This window comes from Pseudomonas sp. IPO3749 (assembly GCF_013386605.1).
Lineage (GTDB): Bacteria > Pseudomonadota > Gammaproteobacteria > Pseudomonadales > Pseudomonadaceae > Aquipseudomonas > Aquipseudomonas azotoformans_A.
The window spans coordinates 1-22,873 of sequence record NZ_JACARN010000018.1 but is presented as its reverse complement, the minus strand read 5'-3'; the positions used below and the strand labels follow the sequence as shown (position 1 = coordinate 22,873).

Annotated in this window: 20 protein-coding genes; 7 read left to right on the top strand and 13 right to left on the bottom strand. The window is 60.9% G+C overall.

Going from position 1 to position 22,873, the window contains the following annotated elements; all coding sequences use genetic code 11:
* Positions 1-9 precede the first annotated feature (9 nt).
* The 3 genes from HX812_RS08540 to HX812_RS08530 are packed head-to-tail and all read left to right on the top strand — an operon-like array spanning position 10 to position 3,595.
* Positions 10-1,911, top strand: coding sequence for a sensor histidine kinase (locus HX812_RS08540; protein ID WP_038847830.1), 1,902 nt, complete (start codon positions 10-12; stop codon positions 1,909-1,911).
* Positions 1,908-3,257 carry a sigma-54 dependent transcriptional regulator gene (locus HX812_RS08535; RefSeq protein WP_038847829.1) on the top strand — a complete coding sequence of 450 codons (1,350 nt, stop codon included), beginning with the start codon at positions 1,908-1,910 and terminating at the stop codon, positions 3,255-3,257. Before HX812_RS08540 ends, HX812_RS08535 begins: the two co-directional genes overlap by 4 nt.
* On the top strand, positions 3,257-3,595 hold the full coding sequence (locus tag HX812_RS08530) for a GlpM family protein (RefSeq protein ID WP_033896402.1): 339 nt from the start codon (positions 3,257-3,259) through the stop codon (positions 3,593-3,595). Before HX812_RS08535 ends, HX812_RS08530 begins: the two co-directional genes overlap by 1 nt.
* Here the strand turns inward: HX812_RS08530 and HX812_RS08525 are convergent, their stop codons facing one another.
* Genes HX812_RS08525 through HX812_RS08500 form a run of 6 tightly spaced genes read right to left on the bottom strand, consistent with a single transcriptional unit; the run spans position 3,596 to position 10,845 of the window.
* Positions 3,596-4,993, bottom strand: coding sequence for a sigma-54 dependent transcriptional regulator (locus HX812_RS08525; protein WP_038847827.1), 1,398 nt, complete (start codon positions 4,991-4,993; stop codon positions 3,596-3,598). It lies immediately after the preceding gene.
* Complete coding sequence (locus HX812_RS08520) at positions 4,983-6,752, bottom strand: HAMP domain-containing sensor histidine kinase (protein WP_038847825.1); 1,770 nt, start codon at positions 6,750-6,752, stop codon at positions 4,983-4,985. The genes HX812_RS08525 and HX812_RS08520 overlap by 11 nt, the downstream gene beginning before the upstream one ends.
* Positions 6,752-7,876 carry a GNAT family N-acetyltransferase gene (locus tag HX812_RS08515; RefSeq protein WP_038847823.1) on the bottom strand — a complete coding sequence of 375 codons (1,125 nt, stop codon included), beginning with the start codon at positions 7,874-7,876 and terminating at the stop codon, positions 6,752-6,754. Before HX812_RS08515 ends, HX812_RS08520 begins: the two co-directional genes overlap by 1 nt.
* Before the next feature lie 17 nt (positions 7,877-7,893).
* Entirely contained in the window at positions 7,894-8,760 is an 867-nt protein-coding gene (locus HX812_RS08510; protein ID WP_033896398.1) for a carboxylesterase, read from the bottom strand.
* Complete coding sequence (locus tag HX812_RS08505; RefSeq protein ID WP_016977483.1) at positions 8,757-10,151, bottom strand: aspartate aminotransferase family protein; 1,395 nt, start codon at positions 10,149-10,151, stop codon at positions 8,757-8,759. The genes HX812_RS08510 and HX812_RS08505 overlap by 4 nt, the downstream gene beginning before the upstream one ends.
* Positions 10,144-10,845 carry an MtnX-like HAD-IB family phosphatase gene (locus HX812_RS08500; RefSeq protein WP_038847822.1) on the bottom strand — a complete coding sequence of 234 codons (702 nt, stop codon included), beginning with the start codon at positions 10,843-10,845 and terminating at the stop codon, positions 10,144-10,146. The genes HX812_RS08505 and HX812_RS08500 overlap by 8 nt, the downstream gene beginning before the upstream one ends.
* Before the next feature lie 228 nt (positions 10,846-11,073).
* Here HX812_RS08500 and HX812_RS08495 point away from each other — a divergent pair, with 228 nt between their 5' ends.
* Both HX812_RS08495 and HX812_RS08490 read left to right on the top strand, forming a co-directional pair.
* Positions 11,074-11,844 carry a MipA/OmpV family protein gene (locus HX812_RS08495; RefSeq protein ID WP_038847821.1) on the top strand — a complete coding sequence of 257 codons (771 nt, stop codon included), beginning with the start codon at positions 11,074-11,076 and terminating at the stop codon, positions 11,842-11,844.
* Positions 11,845-11,899: 55 nt separating this feature from the next.
* A complete protein-coding gene (locus tag HX812_RS08490; protein ID WP_038847820.1) occupies positions 11,900-12,766 on the top strand; it encodes a fatty acid desaturase in 867 nt (288 codons plus the stop codon).
* A 92-nt stretch (positions 12,767-12,858) separates the two neighbouring features.
* Here HX812_RS08490 and HX812_RS08485 read toward each other — a convergent pair whose 3' ends face one another.
* The 5 genes from HX812_RS08485 to HX812_RS08465 form a co-directional block, all read right to left on the bottom strand.
* Complete coding sequence (locus tag HX812_RS08485; protein ID WP_033896394.1) at positions 12,859-13,263, bottom strand: EamA family transporter; 405 nt, start codon at positions 13,261-13,263, stop codon at positions 12,859-12,861.
* Positions 13,260-13,640 carry a transporter gene (locus HX812_RS08480; RefSeq protein ID WP_010212789.1) on the bottom strand — a complete coding sequence of 127 codons (381 nt, stop codon included), beginning with the start codon at positions 13,638-13,640 and terminating at the stop codon, positions 13,260-13,262. Before HX812_RS08480 ends, HX812_RS08485 begins: the two co-directional genes overlap by 4 nt.
* Positions 13,637-14,557 carry an arginase gene (locus HX812_RS08475; RefSeq protein ID WP_016977489.1) on the bottom strand — a complete coding sequence of 307 codons (921 nt, stop codon included), beginning with the start codon at positions 14,555-14,557 and terminating at the stop codon, positions 13,637-13,639. Before HX812_RS08475 ends, HX812_RS08480 begins: the two co-directional genes overlap by 4 nt.
* 185 nt (positions 14,558-14,742) lie before the next feature.
* On the bottom strand, positions 14,743-15,396 hold the full coding sequence (locus tag HX812_RS08470; RefSeq protein ID WP_038842289.1) for a DsbA family oxidoreductase: 654 nt from the start codon (positions 15,394-15,396) through the stop codon (positions 14,743-14,745).
* 55 nt (positions 15,397-15,451) lie between these two features.
* Complete coding sequence (locus HX812_RS08465) at positions 15,452-16,471, bottom strand: alpha/beta fold hydrolase (protein ID WP_038842288.1); 1,020 nt, start codon at positions 16,469-16,471, stop codon at positions 15,452-15,454.
* Positions 16,472-16,665: 194 nt separating this feature from the next.
* Between HX812_RS08465 and metR the strand changes: the two genes are divergently transcribed.
* Positions 16,666-17,583 carry a transcriptional regulator MetR gene (gene metR, locus HX812_RS08460; protein WP_038842286.1) on the top strand — a complete coding sequence of 306 codons (918 nt, stop codon included), beginning with the start codon at positions 16,666-16,668 and terminating at the stop codon, positions 17,581-17,583.
* On the opposite strand, the gene HX812_RS08455 is transcribed toward metR, so the two are convergent.
* Together HX812_RS08455 and HX812_RS08450 are read right to left on the bottom strand one after the other, a co-directional pair.
* Positions 17,580-18,083 (bottom strand): GNAT family N-acetyltransferase, encoded by a 504-nt coding sequence (locus HX812_RS08455; protein WP_038842282.1) that lies wholly within the window; start codon positions 18,081-18,083, stop codon positions 17,580-17,582. The genes metR and HX812_RS08455 overlap by 4 nt on opposite strands.
* Positions 18,080-18,487: an NUDIX domain-containing protein gene (locus tag HX812_RS08450; RefSeq protein ID WP_038842280.1), complete on the bottom strand. Its 408-nt coding sequence runs from the start codon at positions 18,485-18,487 to the stop codon at positions 18,080-18,082. The genes HX812_RS08455 and HX812_RS08450 overlap by 4 nt, the downstream gene beginning before the upstream one ends.
* Before the next feature lie 209 nt (positions 18,488-18,696).
* Between HX812_RS08450 and HX812_RS08445 the strand changes: the two genes are divergently transcribed.
* Complete coding sequence (locus tag HX812_RS08445; protein ID WP_038842277.1) at positions 18,697-22,872, top strand: dermonecrotic toxin domain-containing protein; 4,176 nt, start codon at positions 18,697-18,699, stop codon at positions 22,870-22,872.
* Position 22,873 lies beyond the last annotated feature (1 nt).

Genomic DNA, 22,873 nt, shown 5'->3' with positions numbered 1-22,873 from the left:
GCATCTGTGATGAAATGCGACCCCAACCAATTTCGCGCCGCACCGCCATCACTTGCCGTGAAACCACGCCTGATCCGCCAACTGTTCCTGCCACCGTTGATCATCGCCCTGATGATCGGCCTGGGTTATATCGGCTTCTGGGTCAGCGAGTACTACGGCATCCGCACCCTCAGCGACACCGGCGAACGCCAGCTGGAGCTGCATGCCCGCACTGTCGAAAGTGAACTGAGCAAATACACCTACCTGCCGAGCCTTCTGGAACTGGAATCCAGCGTCTCCACGCTGCTGGCTGATCCGAACCAGGAAACCCGCAAGACCGTCAACGATTACCTCGAAGGCCTGAACCGACGCAGTCGCAGTCGGGCCATCTACGTGATGGACACCACCGGCCGCGTGCTGGCCACCAGTAACTGGCGCGATGCCGACAGTTACCAGGGTGAAGACCTGTCCTTCCGCGCCTATTTCCAGAACGCCGTACGCGGCCAGCCGGGCCGTTTCTACGGCATCGGAAGCACCAACGGTGAACCCGGCTACTACCTGGCCCACGGCCTGGAAGAGCACGGCAAGATCATCGGCGTCGCCGTGGTCAAGGTGCGCCTCGAAGCCTTGGAAGAACGCTGGCAACGCGCGCGCCTCGAAGCCTTTGTGAGCGATGAGAACGGCATCATCATCCTCTCCAGCGACCCGGCCCGCCGCCTCAAGGCCGTGCGCCCGCTGAGCGATGACACCAAGGAACGCCTGGCCCACAGCCTGCAATATTACTGGGCGACGTTGAACGAGCTGGAACCCCTGGCCCGCGAGCGCCTCAACGAGGGCACCGAGAAACTGACCTTCCCGGCCAACAGCGAAGTGGTCAACGACGAGCACGAAGTCAGCTACCTGGCGCAAACCCGCCCGCTGAATGACACACCGTGGAATTTCACCCTGCTCACGCCGCTCAACGACCTGCGCCGCGCCGCGATAAACCAGGGCATTTTGGTCGCTGTCGCGTTTGGCCTGGTGGCGTTTTTGCTGATCGCCTGGAACGAACGGCGCAAGGTCATCGCCACCCGCCTCGCCGCCCGTGAAGCCCTTCAGGAAGCCAACAGCCAGTTGGAACGGCGGATCGCCGAGCGCACCGCCGACCTGCGCGCCAGCAACGAACGGCTCAAAGGCCAGATCCGCGAACGACGCCAGGCCGAAGAAACGCTGCGCCGCGCCCAGGATGAGCTGGTGCAAGCCGGCAAACTGGCGGCCATCGGCCAGATGTCCACCAGCATCGCCCACGAATTGAACCAGCCACTGGCGGCGCTGCGCACTTTGTCCGGCAATACCGTGCGCTTTCTGGAGCGCGGCGCCCTGGACACCGCCAGCGCCAATCTCAAAACCATCAACGAACTGATCGACCGCATGGGCCGCATCACCGCCAGCCTGCGTTCCTTCGCCCGGCGCGGCGATGACCAGGGCGAGGCCAGCCTGGCCAAAGCGGTCGACGCGGCTTTCCAGGTACTCGGCGCACGCCTGGACAGCCTGCCGCTGACCCTGCACCGCGACTTTTCCCCCGCCCAGTTGCAAATCGACCAGACGCGCCTGGAGCAGATCCTGGTCAACCTGATCGGCAATGCCCTTGACGCCATGCAGGCCCAGCCTGCGCCCGAGCTGTGGCTGGAAGGCAGCAGCAGCGAGGGCAAATACCGCCTGCACGTGCGCGATAATGGCCACGGTATCGACGCCGAGGCGCGCAAGCATTTGTTTGAACCGTTCTTCACCACCAAGCCCGGCGAGCAAGGCCTGGGCCTGGGCCTGACGCTGTCCGCCAGCCTCGCGGCGGCCACCGGCGGCAACCTTGCCGTGGAGCACCCGGCCAGTGGTGGAACGGCCTTTGTCTTGTGCCTGCCGTTGGCGGGCGCTCAAAAAGCTGAGTCGACATGAATACAGACGCTAAAGCCATCAAAGACGAGCTCACCGTGCTGATCGTCGAAGACGATCCCCATGTGCTGCTCGGCTGCCAGCAGGCGCTGGCCCTGGAAGACATTCCCAGCGTCGGCGTGGGCAGCGCTGAAGAAGCGTTGAAGCGCATCGGCGAGAACTTCGCCGGCATCGTGATCAGCGACATCCGCTTGCCAGGCATTGACGGCCTGGAACTGCTCACCCGCCTCAAGGCCCTGGATAAAAGCCTGCCGGTGGTGCTGATCACCGGGCATGGCGATATCTCCATGGCCGTCGGCGCCATGCGCAACGGCGCCTATGACTTCATGGAAAAACCCTTCTCCCCCGAACGCCTGGTCGACGTGGCGCGCCGCGCCCTGGAGCAGCGCGGGCTGGCGCGGGAAGTCTGGTCGCTGCGCCGCCAACTGGCCGAGCGCGATTCACTGGAAGGCCGCATCATCGGCCGCTCACCGGCCATGCAGAACCTGCGCGAACTGATCGCCAATGTGGCCGACACCTCGGCCAACGTGCTGATCGAAGGCGAGACCGGCACCGGCAAGGAACTGGTCGCGCGCTGCCTGCATGATTTCAGCCGGCGTCACTCCCACCAGTTCGTCGCCCTGAACTGCGGCGGCCTGCCGGAGAACCTGTTCGAAAGCGAGATTTTCGGCCACGAAGCCAACGCCTTTACCGGTGCCGGCAAACGTCGCATCGGCAAGATCGAACACGCCCACGAAGGCACGCTGTTCCTCGATGAAGTGGAAAGCATGCCGATCAACCTGCAGATCAAACTGCTGCGGGTGTTGCAGGAGCGCACCCTGGAGCGCCTGGGTTCGAACCAGAGCGTGGCGGTGGATTGCCGGGTGATCGCCGCCACCAAGTCCGACCTCGACGAACTGAGCCGCGCCAACCAATTCCGCAGCGACTTGTACTACCGCCTCAACGTGGTGACCCTGGAACTGCCGCCGCTGCGCGAGCGCCGTGAAGACATCCTGCAACTGTTCGAACACTTCCTGCAGCAGTCGTCGCTGCGTTTCGACCGCAGTGTGCCAGAGCTGGACAACCAGACCCTGTCGAGCCTGATGAGCCACGACTGGCCGGGCAACGTGCGTGAGCTGCGCAACGTCGCCGAACGCTTTGCCCTGGGCCTGCCGGCCTTCAAGAAAAGCGGCGCCAGCAGCGGCAGCCAGGGCCTGGCCTTCACCGAAGCGGTGGAAGCCTTCGAACGCAACCTGCTCAACGATGCCTTGCAGCGCAGCGGCGGCAACCTGACCCAGGCCAGCCAGGAACTGGGGATGGCCAAGACCACACTGTTCGACAAAGTCAAAAAATACGGGTTGAGCCACTGATGGATCTGCTATTAAAAGCCGCCCTGGGCGCCGCCGTGGTATTGATTCTGGCCGCGCTGGCCAAGACCAGGAATTACTACATCGCAGGCTTGGTGCCGCTGTTTCCGACCTTTGCCTTGATCGCCCACTACATCGTCGGCAAAGGCCGTTCGGTGGACGACTTGAAGACCACGATCCTGTTCGGGATGTGGTCGATCATTCCGTACTTTGTGTATTTGGCGACGTTGTATGTGATGGTCGATCGGATGCGGTTGGAGGCTTCACTCGCCGTGGCGGCAGTAGCATGGTTGATGGCCGCGACGGTGCTGGTCAGCGTGTGGGTCCGCGTTCACGCCTGATCAGCGCACGATCTTGTCGACCTGGATGCCCAACTTCTTCAGCCGGTACCAGAAGCTGCGCTCCGAAATTCCGATCTTCGCTGCCGCCGCCGCCTGCACGCCGTTGCTCTCCTGCAACGCCGCGAGTATGTAGGCCTTCTCCACCTCCGCCAGCGCCGCATCCAGGTCATGGGGAATGCCCGGTCCATCGCTGAGGATCGCCGTCACACCGTCCTCACTTGGCTTGGAAGCAAACAGGTAACCCGGCAAGTCGATATCTTCGATCACCGGCGACGCCGCCACGATGGTCGCGCGCTCCACGCAGTTTTGCAGTTCTCGGATATTGCCAGGCCAGTGATACGCCGCCATGGCCTGCAACGCCTCAGGGCTGAAGCCCGTGATACGTTTGCCGGCCGTGGCGCTGAGGGTCTGGGCAAAATGACGGGCCAGCGGCGCGATGTCCTCCACCCGTTCGCGCAAGGACGGCAGGGGAATCGGGAACACGTTGAGGCGGTAGTACAGGTCTTCGCGAAACTCCTTGTTGGCCACCGCTTCCAGCAGGTTTTTGTTGGTCGCGGCGATCACGCGCACATCGACCTTGCGTTCGCGGGGATCGCCCACCGGCTCAATCACCCGCTCCTGCAACGCGCGCAGGATCTTGGCCTGCAACGCCAGGGGCATGTCGCCCACTTCATCGAGAAACAGCGTGCCCTTGTCGGCCTGTTGGAAGCGCCCTACCCGGTCCGCCACGGCGCCGGTAAACGCGCCCTTGCGATGGCCAAACATTTCGCTTTCCAGCAACCCTTCCGGAATGGCTGCGCAATTGACCGCCACGAAGGGTTTGTCGGCGCGGCTGCCATGCTTGTGGATGGCACGGGCGACCATTTCCTTGCCGGTGCCGCTCTCGCCGGTCAGCAGGATAGTAGCGCTGCTGTCGCGCACCGAGTCCACCGCTTGCAGCACTTTGCGAAACGCCGGGCTGTCGCCCACCAGGCTGTCGAACTGGGCGTGTTCGTCCAGCTCGGCGCGCATGCGTGCGTTGTCGCGCATGATGTCGCGAAATTGCAGGGCCTTGGCCACGGTGATGTCCAGCTCGTCGATATCGAACGGCTTGGCGATGTAGTCGTAGGCGCCGTTGCGCATCGACTGCACGGCGTTTTTTACCGTGCTGTAGGCGGTCATCACGATCACCGGTACATGGGGGTAGCGCACCTTGATCTCGGCCAGCAGCGCCGGCCCGTCCATGCCGGGCATGCGCCAGTCGCTGATCACCAGGTCAATGTCTTCCTGCTCCAGCACCTTGAGCGCGTGCAGGCCGTTGCCGGCGACAAACACCTGCACGTCGTTCTGGCCCAGGGCCGAGGCCAGCAGGTCGCAGAGTTTGGGTTCGTCGTCGACTACCAGAATGTTATGCGTCATGACTGTCCTCGTCGTCTTCGCCACTCGCCGGAATGTACAGGCTGAAGGTGGCGCCGGCATCTTTCTCACTGGCACATTCGATGCTGCCGTCGTGACTTTCCATGATCGAATAGACTTTGGCCAGGCCCAAACCGGTGCCCGACGCCTTGGTGGTGACAAATGGCGTAAAGATGCGCTCGATCATGTCCGCCGGAATGCCTTGGCCGGTGTCGGTGATACTGATCAGCGTGTTCTCGCCTTCCGTGCGAATGCCCAGGGTCAGGCGCCCGCCTTCGGGCATCGCGTCGATGGCGTTGAGAATCAGGTTGAGGCACGCCTGCTTGAGCTGCTTGGCATCCGCGTAGATCGTCGCTCCGGGGGCCTGGTCGTCGATGTGCGCGTCGATGTTATGGGTGGCCAGTTCCGGTGCGCAGAAGCCGAGGATTTCCTCCACCAGCGGGCGCGCCGGCAACAAGACGCGCAACGGCGGGTTGGGCTTGGCAAAGTCGAGGAATTCGGTGATCAGGTCGTTGATGCGGCTGACCTCGCTGACCACGTATTCCAAATGGCGCTTGTCGGTTTCCGCCAGGTCGGCGCGGCGGTGCAGCAGCTGCGTCGCCGTCTTGATGATGCCCAGCGGGTTGCGGATTTCGTGGGCCAGGCCCATGGCGACTTCACCCAGGGCATGCAGGCGATCACGTCGACGCAGCTGGGCTTCAAGGTGATGCAACTCGCCCAGCCGCTCGGTCATGTGGTTGAAGGTACTGCTCAACTGCGCCAGTTCGTCGCCACCGCTGACCACCACGCGGTGCGCGTAGTCGCCGGAAATCACCGCGCTCACGCCTTGGGACAAGTCCCGCAGCGGCTTGGTCAGGCGCCGCGACACCAACACCCCCGCCGCCAGCGACAGCGCCGAACTGAGCAGGAAAATCAGTACGAACAGATTGCTCTGGTTTACCAGCCCCACCAGGCTGGTGTGGCGCAGCAAGCCACTGAAGATCACACCTTGCAGCTCACCGGCGTCGTTGAAGATCGGCCAGTACAAGCCGCTGTAGTTGTTGGTGAACTGTTCGCTCGGCTGCTTGGTGCTGCGCATGGCGATTTCGACGTTCTTGGGGATGCGCGACGGGTGATCTTCAAAGCGTTGGGTCGAGAAAATCTCTGAGAAGCCATTGGGGTTGGCCAGGTACAGGCGCAGGTCGAGGGAATGCACGTCGGCCACGCTGGTGAGAAAACTGCTGTCCAGGTAAGTGGCGACCAACAGCAGGTAATCGACACCGTCCTGGGTGGTTTCAAAAGTCGACACCACAACGCCCGTGCTCACCCCGGCCACCTGCACGGTCTGCAACACCGCGTTGCTGGTCAGGCTGATCTGCTTGACGATGTCGTCAGAGGCGGTGCTGAACACCAGCTTGTGGTCGCTCATGCGGATCAGCGCCACCACATCGATGTCGGTGGCGTCGGCAATGTCGGCGGTCAGGCGGTCGTGCTTGGCGGCTTGCCGGCTCGACGGCGGGCTGGTGTAGCGCAGGAACAGCTTGGCCATGCGCGCGTTGTCGTGAAGGATGTCGCCGATCTCATCCTTGACGATCTTGGTCGACTCCTGCAGCCAGATGCGCACGTTGCTGTCGAAGATCTGCGACAGCGTGGTGGCCGCCAGTTCGGCGGCGATCATGGTAGGGATCACGCTGACCAACCAGAACGCCAGCACCAGCTTGCGCTGGACGCTCCAACGCGAAATGGCAAAGGGGCGGGCTTTCTGGCGGGTCTTGGTGATCATCAGGTTTCGCTTATCGCAGCAGCCATGGCAGGGTCGGAACGATCCGGTCGAATAAACAGTTTCACAAGCTTGAGCAGGCCGTTGACCAGCCGGTTGCGGTGGCGGAAAAACACGCTGTTGCCCTGGAACTCGCAGCCCAGGCGCAGCTTACTGGCATACCCGGCCTGGCCGCACTCATACACGGCAATATTGTGTTGAATACAGTAGTCGACATTGGTCAGCCAGCTACGGAAGTACAGGTTGTAGTCGCGGGTGAATTCCACGTCATGCCCGAAAAACTTGTCCACCAGCCGGTGTTCGTCCACCAGGATCAGGTTGAACGCCACCAATTGCTCGTCCACCCAGTAAAGAACACAGACCGCCCGCTCATCAAGGCGTTCGAGCACACCGGTGAAGTAGCCGGCGGGCAGCCGCTCGAACTGCAACTCGGCACGCGTCAGCGTGGCCTCGTACAAGCGCATGACCTCGGGCAGCACGTCGTCGATATTGCGCCGCCACTCCACTCGCGGCCCCGGCGCGCGCAGTTTGCGGCGCAGGTCCTTGCGTGTGGATTTACCCAGGGAACCCAGGTAGGCGTCCACCGAGCCGTAGGGCAGCGGCAACACGCCCGTGGGCAAACTCGGCATGCTCTGGAAGCCTGCCGCGCGGCAACTCTCGACCCAGTGCGGGTCTTTGCTCGGTGCGTCCTTGACCGCCACCAGGCCGATACCGAACTCATCGGCATCCTGGCGCGCGGCTTCCAGCAGGTGCTTGAGCAGCAGCGGGCGGCGTGCATCCGCCACACTGCTGGCAAAACCGACGTCGCAGCGCTCCGACACCGGGGAACCGAGGGCATACAGGCCCAGTTGCAAAAGCCCCGGCCACAGTCGCTCCACACGCTCGGTCAAGCGCTTGCCGGCGCCCGACACCGTGGTGTCGAGGCGATAATGGGTGATGAACGCGGCCGCCACAGCCACCAGCGTTCCATCGTCGTAAATCGCCAGGTAACGCCACTGAAAATCATCAATAGCGGCGTTTTCCACGGCGACGTAATAGTCCCAGTCCTCCAGGGCACCCGGGAAACAGTCGTTCCAGGCACTGCGCTGGAGGGCCCGGATGGTCGGGAAGGCTTGGGCGGTAATCACAAGGGTTTCCTTAAGGCTCAAGCCCGCTGTCGATAATCTTGGGGGGCCGGAATGGACTCGGCATGCTGCCCGACAAACTCCGCGCTCAACTCGATCACCCGGCGATATTGCAAGTCGACGGTGATCATGTGGTAGCAGTTGTCCAGCAGGATCTTGGTCACCGGGCCACCGAGGTGGCGTTCCACATAGTCAGCGTTCCAACGGCTGGTGATGTCGTCCTCGATGGAGTGCAACACCAACGCCGGCACCTTGACCTGCGGCATGCGCTTCTTGACCACGGCGTTCATCCGGTGCAGCTCGCGCACGGTGATGCCCTCCATGGTCAGCAAGCCCGCCTCGCTGCTCTCGCCCTCTTTCATCTGCCGCTCGACGATGCCGCGCAGGCGTTCATTCTTGATGCCGTACGGCGGCTTCTCTTCGAAGCGGCAGATGTGCACGCCGAAGGGGATTTTCATCAGCAACGGCGTGAGGAACGCCAGCTTGTTGATACTCCAACCGTCGTACTTCAGAGTGGTGGAATACATCAGCAGCCCAGCGACTTGCCCAGGATGCTCGGCGGCCACGTACATCGACATCACCGCGCCCATGGACAAACCACCGACAAACACCTGCTCATGGCGCTGTTTCACACCGACGAACGTCTTGCGCACGCCTTCGTACCAGTCGCGCCAGCCGGTGGCTTGCAGGTCGCTGTTGTCCCCGCAGTGCCCGGCCAGGGTGGGCACGTACACCGTGCAATTGCCCACCTTGGCCAGGCCCTTGGCGACCTGGCGCAATTCCGTCGGGGTGCCGGTCAGGCCGTGGATCAACAGGATCCCGACCGGACCATCACCGAGAACGAAGCCGGCAGTACCTTCACCGAGGTCGATCTCTGCCGTTTTCACCGGTTGGTCGCCCGCACCAGCAGTTGCTCAAGCAGCTTCAGGCCCAGTTCGATTTCCGGGTAGCTGATTTCCAGGGACGGTGCCAGGGTGATCACGTTTTTGTAGTAACCGCCCACGTCGAGGATCAAACCGAGTTTCTGGCCGTCCACCACCATGTCGCCCTTCATGCCTTCTTCGACCATGTAGTCCAGGGTCGCCTTGTCCGGCGTGAAACCATCCGGGCCGCAAATTTCGCAACGCAGGGCCAAGCCCAGGCCGTCGACGTCGCCGATGATCGGGAAACGCTTCTGCAGGTCTTGCAGGCCTTCGAGGAAGAACTTGCCCTTGGCCATGACCATCGCGCCGTAGTCGACTTCGTTGGTCATCTTGAACATTTCCAGGCCTACTGCCGTGCCCAACGGGTTGGAGGCGAAGGTGGAGTGGGTCGAACCAGGTGGGAAGATCTTCGGGTTGATCAACTCTTCACGGGCCCAGATGCCGCCCAGTGGGTTGAGGCCGTTGGTCAGCGCCTTGCCGAACACAATCACGTCCGGTTGCACGTCGAAGTGCTCGATCGACCACAGTTTGCCGGTGCGGTAGAAGCCCATCTGGATCTCGTCGGAGACCATCAGGATGCCGTGCTGATCCAGCACATGCTTCAACTCACGGTAGAAGTTCATCGGCGGGATCACGTAGCCGCCAGTGCCCTGGATCGGCTCGACGTAGAACGCAGCGTATTCGCTGGAACCGACTTTCGGGTCCCACACACCGTTGTATTCGGTCTCGAACAGGCGGGCGAATTGCTGCACGCAGTGGCTGCCGTACTCTTCCTTGGTCATGCCTTTAGGGCCACGGAAGTGATACGGGAACGGGATGAACTGCGCGCGCTCGCCGAAGTGGCCGTAGCGCCGACGGTAGCGGTAACTGGAGGTGATCGACGACGCGCCGAGGGTACGCCCGTGGTAGCCGCCTTCGAAGGCGAACATCAGGCTCTTGCCGTTGGTGGCGTTACGCACCACCTTCAGGGAGTCTTCGATGGACTGCGAACCGCCGACGTTGAAGTGCACGCGACCGTCGAGGCCGAATTTCTTCTTGGCGTCGACCGCGATCATTTCCGACAGCTCGATCTTGCCCTTGTGCAGGTACTGGCTGGCGATCTGCGGCAGGGTGTCGATCTGCTGTTTCAGCGCGTTGTTGAGGCGCGGGTTGGCGTAGCCGAAGTTGACCGCCGAGTACCACATCTGCAGGTCAAGGTAGGCCTGGTCTTCGGTGTCCCACACGTAGGAGCCTTCGCAACGGCTGAAAATGCGCGGCGGCTCAATGTAGTGGACGGTGTCGCCGTAGGAGCAGTATTTGGCTTCTTTATCCAGAAGGATCTGGTCTTCGGCGGTAGCGATACGGATATCAGACATGGTGGAAGAGTTCCTGATTGTCAGCAGCAGTAAAGGAGGTGGCGTTGGCGGCGATGCCTTGTGGCAGTCGGGCCAGCAGCGCAGGCAGTTCGGCAAAGGTGTCGAAGCGTGCGTGAGGAATGTGGTTGGCTTCGCAGTACTTGGCGAGGCTGCCCTTGGCGAACACGAAGTCGGCGGTGGACGCCACGCACATGTCCGACTTGCCGTCGCCGATCACCAGCACGCGCTTGTTGCGCGGCGTGGACTTGCACTTGCAGTTGCCGGAGGCGGCGCGGCAGGCATCGCTGGAATACGGGAAGTCGATGCGCCAGCTGTTCTGGTCGACTTGGCGCAGGCGGTTGGCGAGGATCGGCAGCAAGGTCACGTAGTTGCGCGACAGGATCCGTGCGATGCCCTGCTCGATACCGTCGCTGACCACTTCGATGGAGGCGCCCAGGCCGATCACGTGGTCGACGAAGTCCGGGAAGTCCGGGTCAATCTCGACGCTGTCGAAATACGCCAGCAGTTCGGAAGGCGTCGCCTTGATCAGCGCCAGTTGGCGGCTCAGGCATTCGCGTGAACCGATATGCCCATCCAGCCATTCCTGTTCGATGGTTTCCCACTCGGGGCCGGCGAAGCGTTGGAGGACGTTGTCGATGACATCGGTGGGGGTAATGGTCCCGTCGAAGTCACACACGATATGCCAGTGGATCATCGTTGTTTACCTTGGAGGAGCGCGCTGTATGCGCTTGCAACAAGGGGTAGAGCAGGGAGTGTGCCAACTGGCCAACAGCCAGCGGGGCTGGGGCTTTGCCTGGCATGGCGGGCAATTTGTGTCGCAGGAGCTACAATTTTTGTAGCTTGCTACAAACAAGATGAGTGCTTGCGTGGAAAGGATGCTTTGCGCGTTCATGCGCACGTAATCAATCAAGGAACAGTGACCATGTTGAGGATCACTTGCGCTGCACTGGCCGGTTTACTGGGCCTCTGGAGCGTTTCTAGCGCGGCTCAGGCCGGCGGTATCACCGGCGAAGTCGGCGCAGGCGTCAGCTACCAGCCCCACGACCCCACCGGCAGCCGCTACGAAACGCGGCCCGTGCCCTATTTCGACCTGGACTGGGGCGATGTCAGCCTGAGCACCGATGACGGCCTGACCTGGAGCGCGCTCAACACCCAGGGCCTGACCGCCGGCCCCTACATCAATTACCTGTCGGGCCGCACGTCCAACGGCGATCTCCAGGGCCTGCGCAATGTGTCGGACATGGCGGAAGTCGGTGGTTTTATCCAATACGCCCCGGCTGATTTCTGGCGGGTCTACGCGCAATTGGGGCAAGCCGTGGGCGGGGGGCATTCGCAGAGCGGTGCCCTGGGCAAAGTCGGCGGCGAACTGGGCTACCCCCTGGGTGGCGGGATTATCGGCAGCAGCGGTCTGGTCGCGCATTTCGCCGATGCGCGCAAGACCAACACGTTTTTCGGCGTGGATGACAACGAGGCCGCCGCCACCGGCTTTCGCCCCTACAACGCCAGCGGCGGCTTCCAGAACCTGACGCTGACCCAGAGTTTCGAGTTTCCCCTGGCCGAAAAATGGTCGCTGCTGACCAGCGCCAGCTGGGTTCACCTGGTCGGCTCGGCGGCCGACAGCAGCATCGTGCGGCAGACCGGCGACGTGAACCAGGGCCAGGTGCAGACGGCCATCAGCTACAAGTTCGATTAGGTTGGTCTGGGGTTTGCAATGAGGTCCTGGAATCCATTTTTCCAGGACACTCTTCATGGCTCGCCCCGCATACCGCCTGCTGCACCACTCGCTCTGGGACCTGGTGCCCATCGCCCTGGGCCTGGCGCATTTCGCTTTTGTCATCTGGCTGGTCACCGCGTTCCACAGCCTGAGCTGGTGGGCGCTGGTGCCCCTGGCGCTGGTCTACGCGGTGAGTCTGTCGTGGAGCATCAACAGCATCTCCCACAACCAGATCCACAACGCCTACTTCACCCATCGTGCGATGAACCGGGCGTTCGATCTGCTGCTGTCGGTGACCATCGGCTTTTCCCAGACGCTCTACCGCGATATCCACAACCGCCATCACCGTGGCAACGCCGACCTGCCGGGCCCGGACGGTAAAACCATCGACCCGCTGTCGATCTACCAGCGCGGCCACAATGGCCAGCCGGAAAATCCGTGGGCTTACACTTTCCTGAGTTTTTTCCGCGACGATCCCAAGCCGTTCTACGACGAGATGAAGCGCAAGCGCCCGGCAGATGCGCGCTGGGTCAAGGTTGAGATCGGCGTGACGGTAGCGTTCTATATCGCCCTGGCGTTCTACAACTGGCAGGCGGTGTTGTGGCTGTTGCCGTTCTGGTACCTGGGCCAGTGCCTGTCATCGCTCAATGGCTACTACGAACACTTCGGCGGCAACCCGGACCTGCCGATTGCCTGGGGCGTGAGTTCCTACAGCGTGCTCTACAACCTGATCTGGATGAACAATGGCTACCACGCCGAGCACCACTACCGGCCGAAGATGCACTGGACCCAAGTGAAGGCGTTTCATCGGGAGATTGCCGAGCAGCAGCGTGAGGCGGGGGTCAAGCAGCTTCCCGTGTCACACGGGTTGGGCTTTCTGGTAGCGCACCGCAACAACTAGGGCTGAAAACCGGGATTTTGTGGTGAGCGAGCTTGCCTCGCGCGAGGCAAGCCCGCTCACCACAACAATCAAATCAAACCAGACCAAAGTGATCAGTTTTCTTCGCCTTCGGCCAGCAGGGCGATGCCGCCGATAATCACCGCCACCCCCACCCAGTGCAGCGGGCTGATATGTTCCCCCAGCCCCAGCCACGACCCCAGCAACACCACCACAAACACCAGTGAACTCAGCGGAAACGCCAGGGACAGGCTGCTGCGCCGCAGGATCAGCATCCACACGAAAAACGCGCCGATGTAGCTGGCGATCGCCGCCAGAATCCCAGGGTTGCGCGCCACGTCCGCCAGCCATTGCCAGCTCAAATCCATCTGCCCCAGTTGATCGCCCGCCACTTTGGTAAACAGCTGACCAGCGCTTTCGGTACAGATCAACAAGGCCCACAGCACCACCGTGCCGAGGCGCCCATGCAGCCATCCGTTATTCATGGTTTGCGTACTCATGCCTGACTCCCTGCAATCGCCACCAACATCACACCCAAGGTGATCACCAGCGTGCCAAGCCAACGGCGGCGGCTGACGGTTTCGCCCAGCACCACCTTGCCCGCCAGCACCACGCCGCAATAGGCCAGCGCCGCAGCCGGGAACAACAGGCTCAAGGGTGCACGGGACAAGGCTTCGAGCCACACGAAGAACTCAATGGCATAGGCACCGATCCCGGCCCACAGCAACGGCGCATTGAACACCTGGCCCCAGAACGCATTCAGGCGAAAACCGCCGTCCAACTCGGGCAACCGGTCCAGGCCGATCTTGAAACACAACTGGCCGATCACATCGAGCACAATGGAAAACGCCACCAGCAACACCACGGTCAACGTCACGGGAACAGCTCCTCAAACAGGTCGATCAGGGCTTCATTGGTGGCCGCATTACGCTGCAGATCTTCCGCGCTCCAGCGCTCGGGCGGTGGCTGGTCGGACTTGGCTTCCCAACGCTTGAACGCATTGCTGAAGGCGGGCGTGGCGAACTCGCCGCACACGTCGATGCCGATGATGCGTTTACGCGCAGCCAAGGCCCGCAGGGCTTGCAGCAGATGGGTCAGGCGCATGCCGCCCTGGTCCCAGTTGGTGGCCGCGTCTTCGCTGGCGAGCACGTCTTTGTCGATGGTGATCCAGATCGCTTCGGTGGGCAGGCTGGTGATCATCTGCTCGAGGAATTGCGCCCAATCCAGCTCGGCCAGGTTGCGCCAGTACAGGTGATTTTCCTGCTGCTGGTGACCGGCGCCGTCCCCTACCCGGCCCCAGACTTTCGACGGTGGATGCTGCCAGGGAAACAGCTGCAAGTGCCCGCGCTTGAGCGCCCCAAGGTTGCCACCGCGCAGTTGCGGGTTGTGCAGGTCATCGCTGCAAGGGCCGAGGGTGACGATACGTTTGATCGCCGGCATCTTCAGCGCGCGATTGACCCACGATCCGCAATGACGCTTGGGCGCAAAGCGCACCCAGTCGGGGTGGTTGTCGAAGTGGATCAGGCTGATGGGTTCTTTCAGGTCGGCGAGGAAGGCCGGGGTGAGGTGGTGATAGTCACCGGAACCGACAAACAGGATTTCCGGGCGCGCATCGGTGGGCCGGGGCCGTTGGGCGAGGCGTTCGGCGAAGCGCTTCCAGGTTTTTTCGGTGGACCACAGGCGCAGCTTGGGGCCCAGGTCCAGCAGGTCGATACGCGTGGCACGGCCGCTGGCCAGACGCCGGGCAATCGGTGCCTGGCCGGTGAGGCTGTGGTCGAGGTCAAGAATATTCAAGGCAGTGTCCCCTAAGGCTTTAGGGGGTCAATGCAAGGGGCGGGCCAGCACAACTCTTGAAGACGGTGACTGACCAATGTGGGAGCGGGCTTGCTCGCGAATGCGGTGTGTCAGTCATTGAATACTTGGCTGACACACTGCATTCGCGAGCAAGCCCGCTCCCACATTTTGAACCGTGATCGGCTTTAGTTTTTCGCTTCGTTGATGATCTGGCGGATCGCCCCTACAAAGGCTTCCGCCGGCTGACCGCCGCTGACGGCGTACTGATCGTTGAAGACAATGGTCGGCACCGAGGTCACGCCACGGGAGATCCACAGTTGCTCTTGCTCGCGCACTTCAGCGGCGTATTCATCGCAGGCGAGAATCTCGGCCGCACGCTGGATATCCAGGCCGACGCTTTCGGCGATGATCGCCAGGGTGGCGTGATCGGACGGGTCCTGGCCATCGGTGAAGTAGGCCTTGAACAGCGCTTCCTTGAGGTTGTACTGCAAGCCTTCCAGCCCGGCCCAATGCAACAGGCGATGCGCGTCGAAGGTGTTGTAGATGCGGCTTTGGCCGTCAGTGCGGAACGCGAAGCCCAACCCGGCGCCCAGGTCGCGGATACGTTCACGGTTGGCCTGGGATTGCTCGGCGGTGGAGCCGTATTTTTCGGTGATGTGCTCAACGATGTTCTGACCGATGGCAGGCATGTTCGGGTTCAACTCGAACGGCTGGAAATGGATCTCGGCCTGGACGTCGGCGCCCAGTTGGTCGAGGGCCTCGGTCAGCCCGCGCAGGCCGATGATGCACCAGGGGCAGGACACGTCGCTGACGAAATCGATTTTCAGGGGAGTACTCATGACAGGCAACCTCGCAGGCGCAAATGGGCCACAAAGGTTGCACGATACACCAATGTCACAAGACCTTCGAAGGCTCGCCCAGGTCAATCTGCGCCCAATGCGCCGCGTCTTCGCGATGGGCTTGCAGGTACGGCAACACCGCCGTCAGCAGCGGCGCCTTGAACGCTTCCTGGAAACGATGGGCCATGCCGGGAATCAGCTTTAACTGGCTGCCCTGGATATGCGCCGCCAGGTGCACGCCGTGCATCACCGGCAACAGCGGGTCGGCGGTGCCGTGCACCACCAGGGTCGGTACGCGCAGTTGGTTGAGCAACGGTACGCGGCTGGGTTCGGCAAGGATCGCCATGATCTGGCGCTTCACGCCGTCCGGGTTGAAGGCGCGGTCGTAGGACAGCGCCGCCTGGTGCAACAGCGCCTGGCGGTCATCCGTCACGTTCGGGCTGCCCAGGGCCGCCAGCAGATCGGCCTGCTGCTCCAGCGCCACTTCACGGCTCGGCGCGCTGCGCCGTGACAGCAGTTGCACCAACGCCGCATTCGGCGCCGGCAAGCCTTCGGCACCGGAGCTGGTCATGATCAGCGTGAGGCTCTCGACCCGCTGCGGCGCCATGGCCGCCAGGTGCTGGGCGATCATGCCGCCCATGCTCGCGCCGAGCACGTGGAATTGCTGGATCTGCAACGCGTCCATCAAGCCGACGGCGTCATCAGCCATGTCGGTCAGCGTGTAAGGCGCCGCCACCGGCAGGCCGAGCTTGTAGCGCAGCACTTCAAAGGTCAGGTTGGCGTTGGCCGGTGCCTGGCGCCAGGTGGACAGGCCGACATCACGGTTGTCGTAGCGGATCACCCGAAAACCCTGTTGGCACAGGGCGACCACCACTTCATCCGGCCAGTGGATCAACTGCCCGCCCAGGCCCATCACCAGCAGCAACGCCGGGTCGGACGCACGGCCGATGCTCTGGTAGGCGATGCTCACCTGAGCCAGGTCGACCGTTTGGGTCGGGACATTGACGTCACATCGAGAAGCCGCAAAAGACGGCAGGCCGAACAATAGAGCGGCCAGTAAAAGCAACACGCGCATGAAAAACACCGAAACGCAGAACCCCAGTAGAGCGCGAGTCTGATGAAGTTTGTTCAAGCGCGCTGCCACAGTTGCGTGACAGTTTGATGAAGAGTGCCCAGCGGTCATTGTCGACCTGCTTATCGACAGGCAGGCCAACATGAGACAAACTCACGCCATTCGAATTCGTCACAAATTATATTCATGGAGAGCCCGTGCTCGAGATCCGTCACCTCAAGACCCTGCACGCGTTACGCGAGGCCGACAGCCTGGTGGAAGCCGCCGAACGCCTGTACCTGACGCAGTCGGCGCTGTCGCACCAGTTCAAAGAGTTGGAAGAGCGCCTGGGCATGCCGCTGTTCGTGCGCAAAACCAAGCCGCTGCGCTTCACCAGCGCCGGCCTGCGCCTGCTGCAACTGGCCGACGCCACCCTGCCGCTGCTGCGCGGCGCCGAGCGTGACATAGCGCGACTGGCAGGCGGCACCGCCGGACGCCTGCACATGGCAATCGAATGCCACAGCTGCTTCCAGTGGCTGATGCCGACCATCGACCAGTTCCGCGATGCCTGGCCGGAGGTCGAGCTGGACCTGGCCTCCGGCTTCGCCTTCGCGCCGCTGCCGGCGCTGGCCCGTGGTGACCTGGACCTGGTGGTGACCTCCGACCCGCTGGAACTGCCAGGCATCACCTACGTGCCGCTGTTCACCTACGAAGCCATGCTCGCCGTCGCCAACCAGCATGCGCTGGCAACCAAGGCGTACATCGTGCCCGAAGACCTGTTGACCGAAACCCTGATCACCTACCCGGTGGAACGCGACCGCCTGGATATCTTCACCCGCTTCCTCGAACCCGCCGATGTGGAACCGGCGCAGGTGCGTACGTCCGAGCTGTCGGTGATGATGATGCAGCTGGTGGCCAGCGGCCGTGGCGTGTGCGGCATGCCCCATTGGGCGCTGCATGAGTACAGCTCGCGTGGCTACGTGAAGGCCAAGCGCCTGGGTGAAAAAGGTTTGTTTGCCACGCTGTATGCCGGGATTCGTGCGGACATGCTGGATGCGCCCTACATGCGCGACTTCCTGCTGACGGCCAAGGACACGTCGTTTTCCACCCTGGATGGGGTCAGCGCAGTGCGCTAGCGCGTCAGCTCGCGCCACATGTGGATCTTGTCGAAATAATCCACACCGACCCGCACCGCCAGCGGCTCCAGGCCGTATTGGATGAAGCCGCAGCGTTGGTACAGGGCGAAGGCGGCGTCATTGCCGGCGGTGACCGTCAGCTGGATCACTTTGAGGCGCGGCTGTTTGCGCGCTTCATCCAGTGCCGCTTCCACCAGTTTCCGGCCCAAGCCTTGTTGTTGGTGGCCTGCATTCACGTACATGCCGAACAAGGTCACCTTGTGCCGCGCCTTCTCGCGCGGCTCAAACGCCAGGCCGACAATGCCGGCCAGTTCATCCCCGGCAAACGCACCGAGCAAGCAATCCAACGGACTGCTCAAGCGTTTTTCCCACCAACTCAGCGGCATGGCTGCGCGCTCCGCCACGCTGGAGGTGAACGCCTGGGGATAGACGCCATAGGCTTCCAACATCAACGCCCGATACGCCTCGGCATCGCTGACCACCAGCGGGCGAATGATCATGCCGTCAGCGAGGCACGGTAAAACGGCAGGATCAGGTCCCGCGTCAACGGGGCCAATTGAAGGCCGCCGTCACCGGCCGGGTCGATCCAGCGCACTTCTTCAATCTCGGCAGCTGGCGTGACCGCCACATCGATCTGCACCTGGAACAGCTCGGCTTCCACGGTGAAACCCGGCTCGTTGACCGCAGGTGCGGAAAACTTCCCCAGATAGACCGCAGCGCTTGGCTCGATAAGCAGGTTCAGCTCTTCGTGCAGCTCACGGGCCAAGGCCTCGGCAGGCTGCTCGCCAGCGTCAATCTTGCCGCCGGGTTGCATGAAGGCCTGGGTGCCGCGCTTGCGCACCAGCAAAGTCTGGCCATCGCTACCGATCAAAAGGGCAGCGGCAATACGGATTGTGGTGGACATGACATCTACGCCTGGAAAAAGTCACCAAGGATCCCATGCACATCAGCCGCAATCAACTGAACGGGAAGCCCTCCAGCGCGCCGTTTGAACGCTTTCAACCCACACACACATGCACCGCAAAGTGTCTCGCAGCCAACCCTAGACTTGGAGTTCCCCCTCATCCGGGCTTGCTGTGTAGCAGCACACAACGCCTCTTATACGAGTACTACATGCTCATGCCCACTCAAACATCGCCGAATGACGATCCGAAGCAGCTCCAAGCCCGCCGCCTGGCACATGATCCTTTACGGCCAGTGACCTTGCCTGTCGAGCCGCCAGCTAACCAGAACCCTGACGAACAACAGGCGCACCTTATTCGCGAACTGGGCCGCCTCAATGCCCAAACCGACGAACTGCTGCTGCAGCAACCAAGCCTGGAGACGGTGTACCAGATTCAACTGGCCGCTATGTTTCCCGAGCTGAACCGGCCGATCAATCCGAATCGAATTTTTTATACGCGTTACCGTGAAGCCGAGCAGGGGCAATCACAACTGCTGAGCAGCGAACCGCTGGGATCGCTGCTTATCCATTTGCGCACGCCGGACGCCAATACGTACCTCATCGAAGAGACTGGCGCCTTCTATCGGGAGGCCCATACACTGGAAGCAGGCAAACGCCTGTCTGCGGGTATGCCTATAACGACACTGGCCAGCGCATTGGAAATTGCCTTTACGGTAAAACTCAACGAGTTCTGGAGGGCTAAAAAAGACGCTCAACCCGACACCGAGGAGCGCCTGATTGCAATACAACGGCAAGTGCTGGCCCATCAATTGGCATTACGCACAGTGGACGGCACGCTGTCAGCCGAAGGGCGAACGCTGGCAGACACTGTATTGAAATACCCGAGCGCAGAAGCACGGGAATTGGCTTTCGTCCCCGAACTAAGGCCTGGCGTGTTCCGTCTGACGCTGGCGGACGGCAGTGAATTCGCCAGTGCGTTCATCCTGAGCAGCACCGTGGCAACGCCGACAACGGGTAGCGTTTTGCTTTACACGCCAGGCGCAGGGTTTGAAGAATATGACAATCTGAGACAGTTGAATGAGTGTGTGGAGACCCGGCTTCGTGAGAACGAATCGGCACGCACGCTGCTTGCCGCTTCCCTGCCGGTAGCAGCGCTCGAAACATTGAGCGGTGTACCCAGGCTGGCAGCCGATCCGCCGGTGATTGAAGCCGATGTCATTGCCGACAGCGTTCGCTCGTTGCGAGTGCGACAATACTTCAATACCCGGGCACTCCTGCGCAAGCCGACGTTACCGTTGGCCGGCGAACTTGACTACGCCGCACACCTGGCACCGCGATTGGATGCATCCACAGCCCTTGCAGCCCGCAACCTGCTGTTGGTCAAGCCGCACGAACCGGATTGGTTGAAGGCTGCCAGCTCGCAGGATCAGTCCCAGTATCGGCAACATGAAGCAGCAATGGTTGCAAGCTATGACACGCTCATGCCGCTGCTTGAGAAGACTTTGCCATTGACCTCTTTTTCAGAGGACGAAGTCAGCAGGGTACTGAAACGACAAAAACCCGAATATGCCAATGTTGAACTGTCCCCCTACGACAGCCTGGTAAGACTGCGCGTTACCTCTTCTATGGACGTCGAGGTGACGGGTTATCGTGATGAACATGCCGACACGGTGTATATCAGCGAAGACCCGAGCATCGACATCCCGCTCTTTCTGAGCCGGCGGACACTGACAAAGGGTAAATGGAAAACCAAGGTTGTGGTGGATCTGCGTACATTGGCAAGTTACGCACGGCGTAACGTCGATCCGTGGTCGATACATGAAGTACATAGAATGATCACCGCCACAGCCAACCTATTCGACAGCACAGGGAAAAAAATCGGCAGACTCAGCGATACGGATTTACGGGCGTTGGCCCATGAGGCCGATATTGGCAAAAAATATGACGAGTACCTCAGATCAGCTTTCTCTCAACGCGGCGAAGGTCGCGCCTTCGCCACGGCCTGGCAGCGAGCGAGTGCGGAAAAAATGCGCAAAGAGGCCCTTGAGAGCCGTTTGAACCCTGCAGTTTCTGACCTTTTCACATTCAAGACGCCCGGCAGTGGGTTTGACTGGATACGTGCAATCACCCACTTTCCCGATCCGAAAACCCGGCCTCAGGTTGGCTCGTTCGATATCGAGGCCCATCTGTTGGTGATGGGCAGTGAGCTGGAGGGGGGGCGCGGGGGGCAGGTCATCAACGGCGTGCTGATCATCCAGCGAAAAAACACAAAGCCGGGCGGAGTCTGTGTCCTCTACACCCCGGATGCGCCGGATAACGCCTCCTTCCGGGAACTCGTGACTGGCCTCGGAGAGTTGGATGCACTCAAGGCAAAGCCGCAATGGCGCACCTATTTCACCCTGCGGATGGCCACGCAAGATGCTGAAGAGCTTGCACGAATCTTCAGCGAATCACGCAGTGCCAATCGCTATACCTTGAGCCTCGTCACCGGCGATCTTCAGGACTATCTGTATTCAGCGCAACTTGGCTTTCAGCTGGCGCATGCCGATTACCGCTCGCGCAGCAACGCGGACATTGCATGGGAGTCAGGGGTGAATGCCTTTGTGTACGGGGTTGAAATTGCCGACTTTCTGGTCGATCTGTTGATGGTCAAGACCGTGCACACGCTACTGCATCGCACTGTCGTCGCAGGTGCGGGCAGGGCGCAAACATTGGGGCGCCGTATCCCAGGGCTGCTGGGTAAACGCGCTGGTGCGCGCATCACCCGTATCAAGGTTGCAAAGACCTCCATCCGACCGTTGGACCCCGCCTGGGTCAATGTCGCAGAGTACCGGTTACCGACTAGCATCGACGCGCTGTTTGACGTGGAGGCGTTTGCACAAACGCATCATTACAGGTTGTCACGCAGTCTGGGCGCGCCCAGTTTTATCGACAGTCGCAACAACCAATTCATTGCCATGCGAGCGGATGACGGTCGCTATTACCTCTACCCATCCTATGTCGAGGATGGCGCGCGCTATGTCAAAGACCCGCTCGGCCTTAAAACGGACTTTATGGTAGTACCAGGCGACGCCAAAAGTTGGAAGCCTCGCTTTGAACGCACGACAAGAGGAGGAGGACCGGTGTTGAGCGCGCTGCGGCCACTCACCGCTGAACAGCAACTGGATGACGATCTGACCCGGGCACTCGGCGTCTATACATCCTCTACGGAATATCAACAATACGCAGAAGCCATCAAGACGCTCAGTGGTCCGCAGAAACAAAAGCTACGTGATCAAGCACTCGAACGGCTAAGGGTCGACGAGGTCACTTTTCGCCGTATCGTTTCGGGTGACTACGACGTGCCCCATACGCCAGTATTACGCAACACGCTGTTGGAGCTTAGGTTCGACGCGAACATCTACCTGCACTTGAACAAGACTACCGAACTCCTCTCCAACTATCTGACGCTCTCTCCCACGGAGATGGAAAAACTCTTCCTGAGAATAAAGCGGTTGATTGGGAAAAATGACGACTTCTCAAAACACATCCGGGCATCGATCAGCGCTATCGATCACGACACCGGGGCGCAATTTGTAGGCTATGCCTTCACCCAAAAACAGCTGAACAACCTTAATAAATTCGACCAGAAATTCCAGCTGTCCACTTGGAAAAACAATACGCTCAATGCGTTCCTCGACGAAAAAGGGCGACGGACAATTCTCGGAAAAATAGCATCCGATAACAACATAAAACCCGAGGATGCATTGAAGCGCCTACTGTCTGCCCCAGAGATAAAAAAAGCATTGGAACAATTCAGGATCGAAAAGCGAGCAGAGCTTCTCAACACCCTGGGCGTCGTTTCTTTTTCCGATGAATTCAAGAAATCCGGTATTCCCTATATTGTCTTGTCTTACGGTGATGCGACTGAAGCGAATGCGGGCCTGAACGTCGTCGACAGTATCAGCATCGTGACGTTTGAAAAAAACATCCCGCAGTTTTCAACGCCGCTGGAGTTTTCACCGTCACGCGTGCCCACGCACAAAGTTGAAAAACCACCCCGCAAGCCTGGAACACCGCCCACTCCAGAAACCTCTGCGTCCAGCGACACCGCGATCAACATCGTGACATTAGATGAACTGGCAGATGCTCAACTGGCGCTGATGCCGATCAGTGCAAAAAACAAAGTTGAAGAAATCATTCAGGATATTCAAGCAGGCCGCGTCAGCCGAAAAAAAATCGGCAATTACACCTATGTTGATCTACCGCAACTGGATAGCGGAACGGGACGTGGTCGATGGCGGGTGGCACTTGAGAAAACCGGGAAGTCTGGCGAAAAAGACGTCTATGTCATCAGAGGCATCATCGACTATCACGGCAACAAGCTGAAAGCCTGGGGAATATAGA

Excerpts from the sequence above, each read along its gene's own strand:
- HX812_RS08540 (WP_038847830.1), top strand. The coding sequence starts at position 10 with ATGAAATGCGACCCCAACCAATTTCGCGCCGCACCGCCATCACTTGCC.
- HX812_RS08535 (WP_038847829.1), top strand. The coding sequence starts at position 1,908 with ATGAATACAGACGCTAAAGCCATCAAAGACGAGCTCACCGTGCTGATC.
- HX812_RS08530 (WP_033896402.1), top strand. The coding sequence starts at position 3,257 with ATGGATCTGCTATTAAAAGCCGCCCTGGGCGCCGCCGTGGTATTGATT.
- HX812_RS08525 (WP_038847827.1), bottom strand. The coding sequence starts at position 4,993 with ATGACGCATAACATTCTGGTAGTCGACGACGAACCCAAACTCTGCGAC.
- HX812_RS08520 (WP_038847825.1), bottom strand. The coding sequence starts at position 6,752 with ATGATCACCAAGACCCGCCAGAAAGCCCGCCCCTTTGCCATTTCGCGT.
- HX812_RS08505 (WP_016977483.1), bottom strand. The coding sequence starts at position 10,151 with ATGTCTGATATCCGTATCGCTACCGCCGAAGACCAGATCCTTCTGGAT.
- HX812_RS08500 (WP_038847822.1), bottom strand. The coding sequence starts at position 10,845 with ATGATCCACTGGCATATCGTGTGTGACTTCGACGGGACCATTACCCCC.
- HX812_RS08495 (WP_038847821.1), top strand. The coding sequence starts at position 11,074 with ATGTTGAGGATCACTTGCGCTGCACTGGCCGGTTTACTGGGCCTCTGG.
- HX812_RS08490 (WP_038847820.1), top strand. The coding sequence starts at position 11,900 with ATGGCTCGCCCCGCATACCGCCTGCTGCACCACTCGCTCTGGGACCTG.
- HX812_RS08485 (WP_033896394.1), bottom strand. The coding sequence starts at position 13,263 with ATGAGTACGCAAACCATGAATAACGGATGGCTGCATGGGCGCCTCGGC.
- HX812_RS08470 (WP_038842289.1), bottom strand. The coding sequence starts at position 15,396 with ATGAGTACTCCCCTGAAAATCGATTTCGTCAGCGACGTGTCCTGCCCC.
- HX812_RS08465 (WP_038842288.1), bottom strand. The coding sequence starts at position 16,471 with ATGCGCGTGTTGCTTTTACTGGCCGCTCTATTGTTCGGCCTGCCGTCT.
- HX812_RS08455 (WP_038842282.1), bottom strand. The coding sequence starts at position 18,083 with ATGATCATTCGCCCGCTGGTGGTCAGCGATGCCGAGGCGTATCGGGCG.
- HX812_RS08450 (WP_038842280.1), bottom strand. The coding sequence starts at position 18,487 with ATGTCCACCACAATCCGTATTGCCGCTGCCCTTTTGATCGGTAGCGAT.
- HX812_RS08445 (WP_038842277.1), top strand. The coding sequence starts at position 18,697 with ATGCTCATGCCCACTCAAACATCGCCGAATGACGATCCGAAGCAGCTC.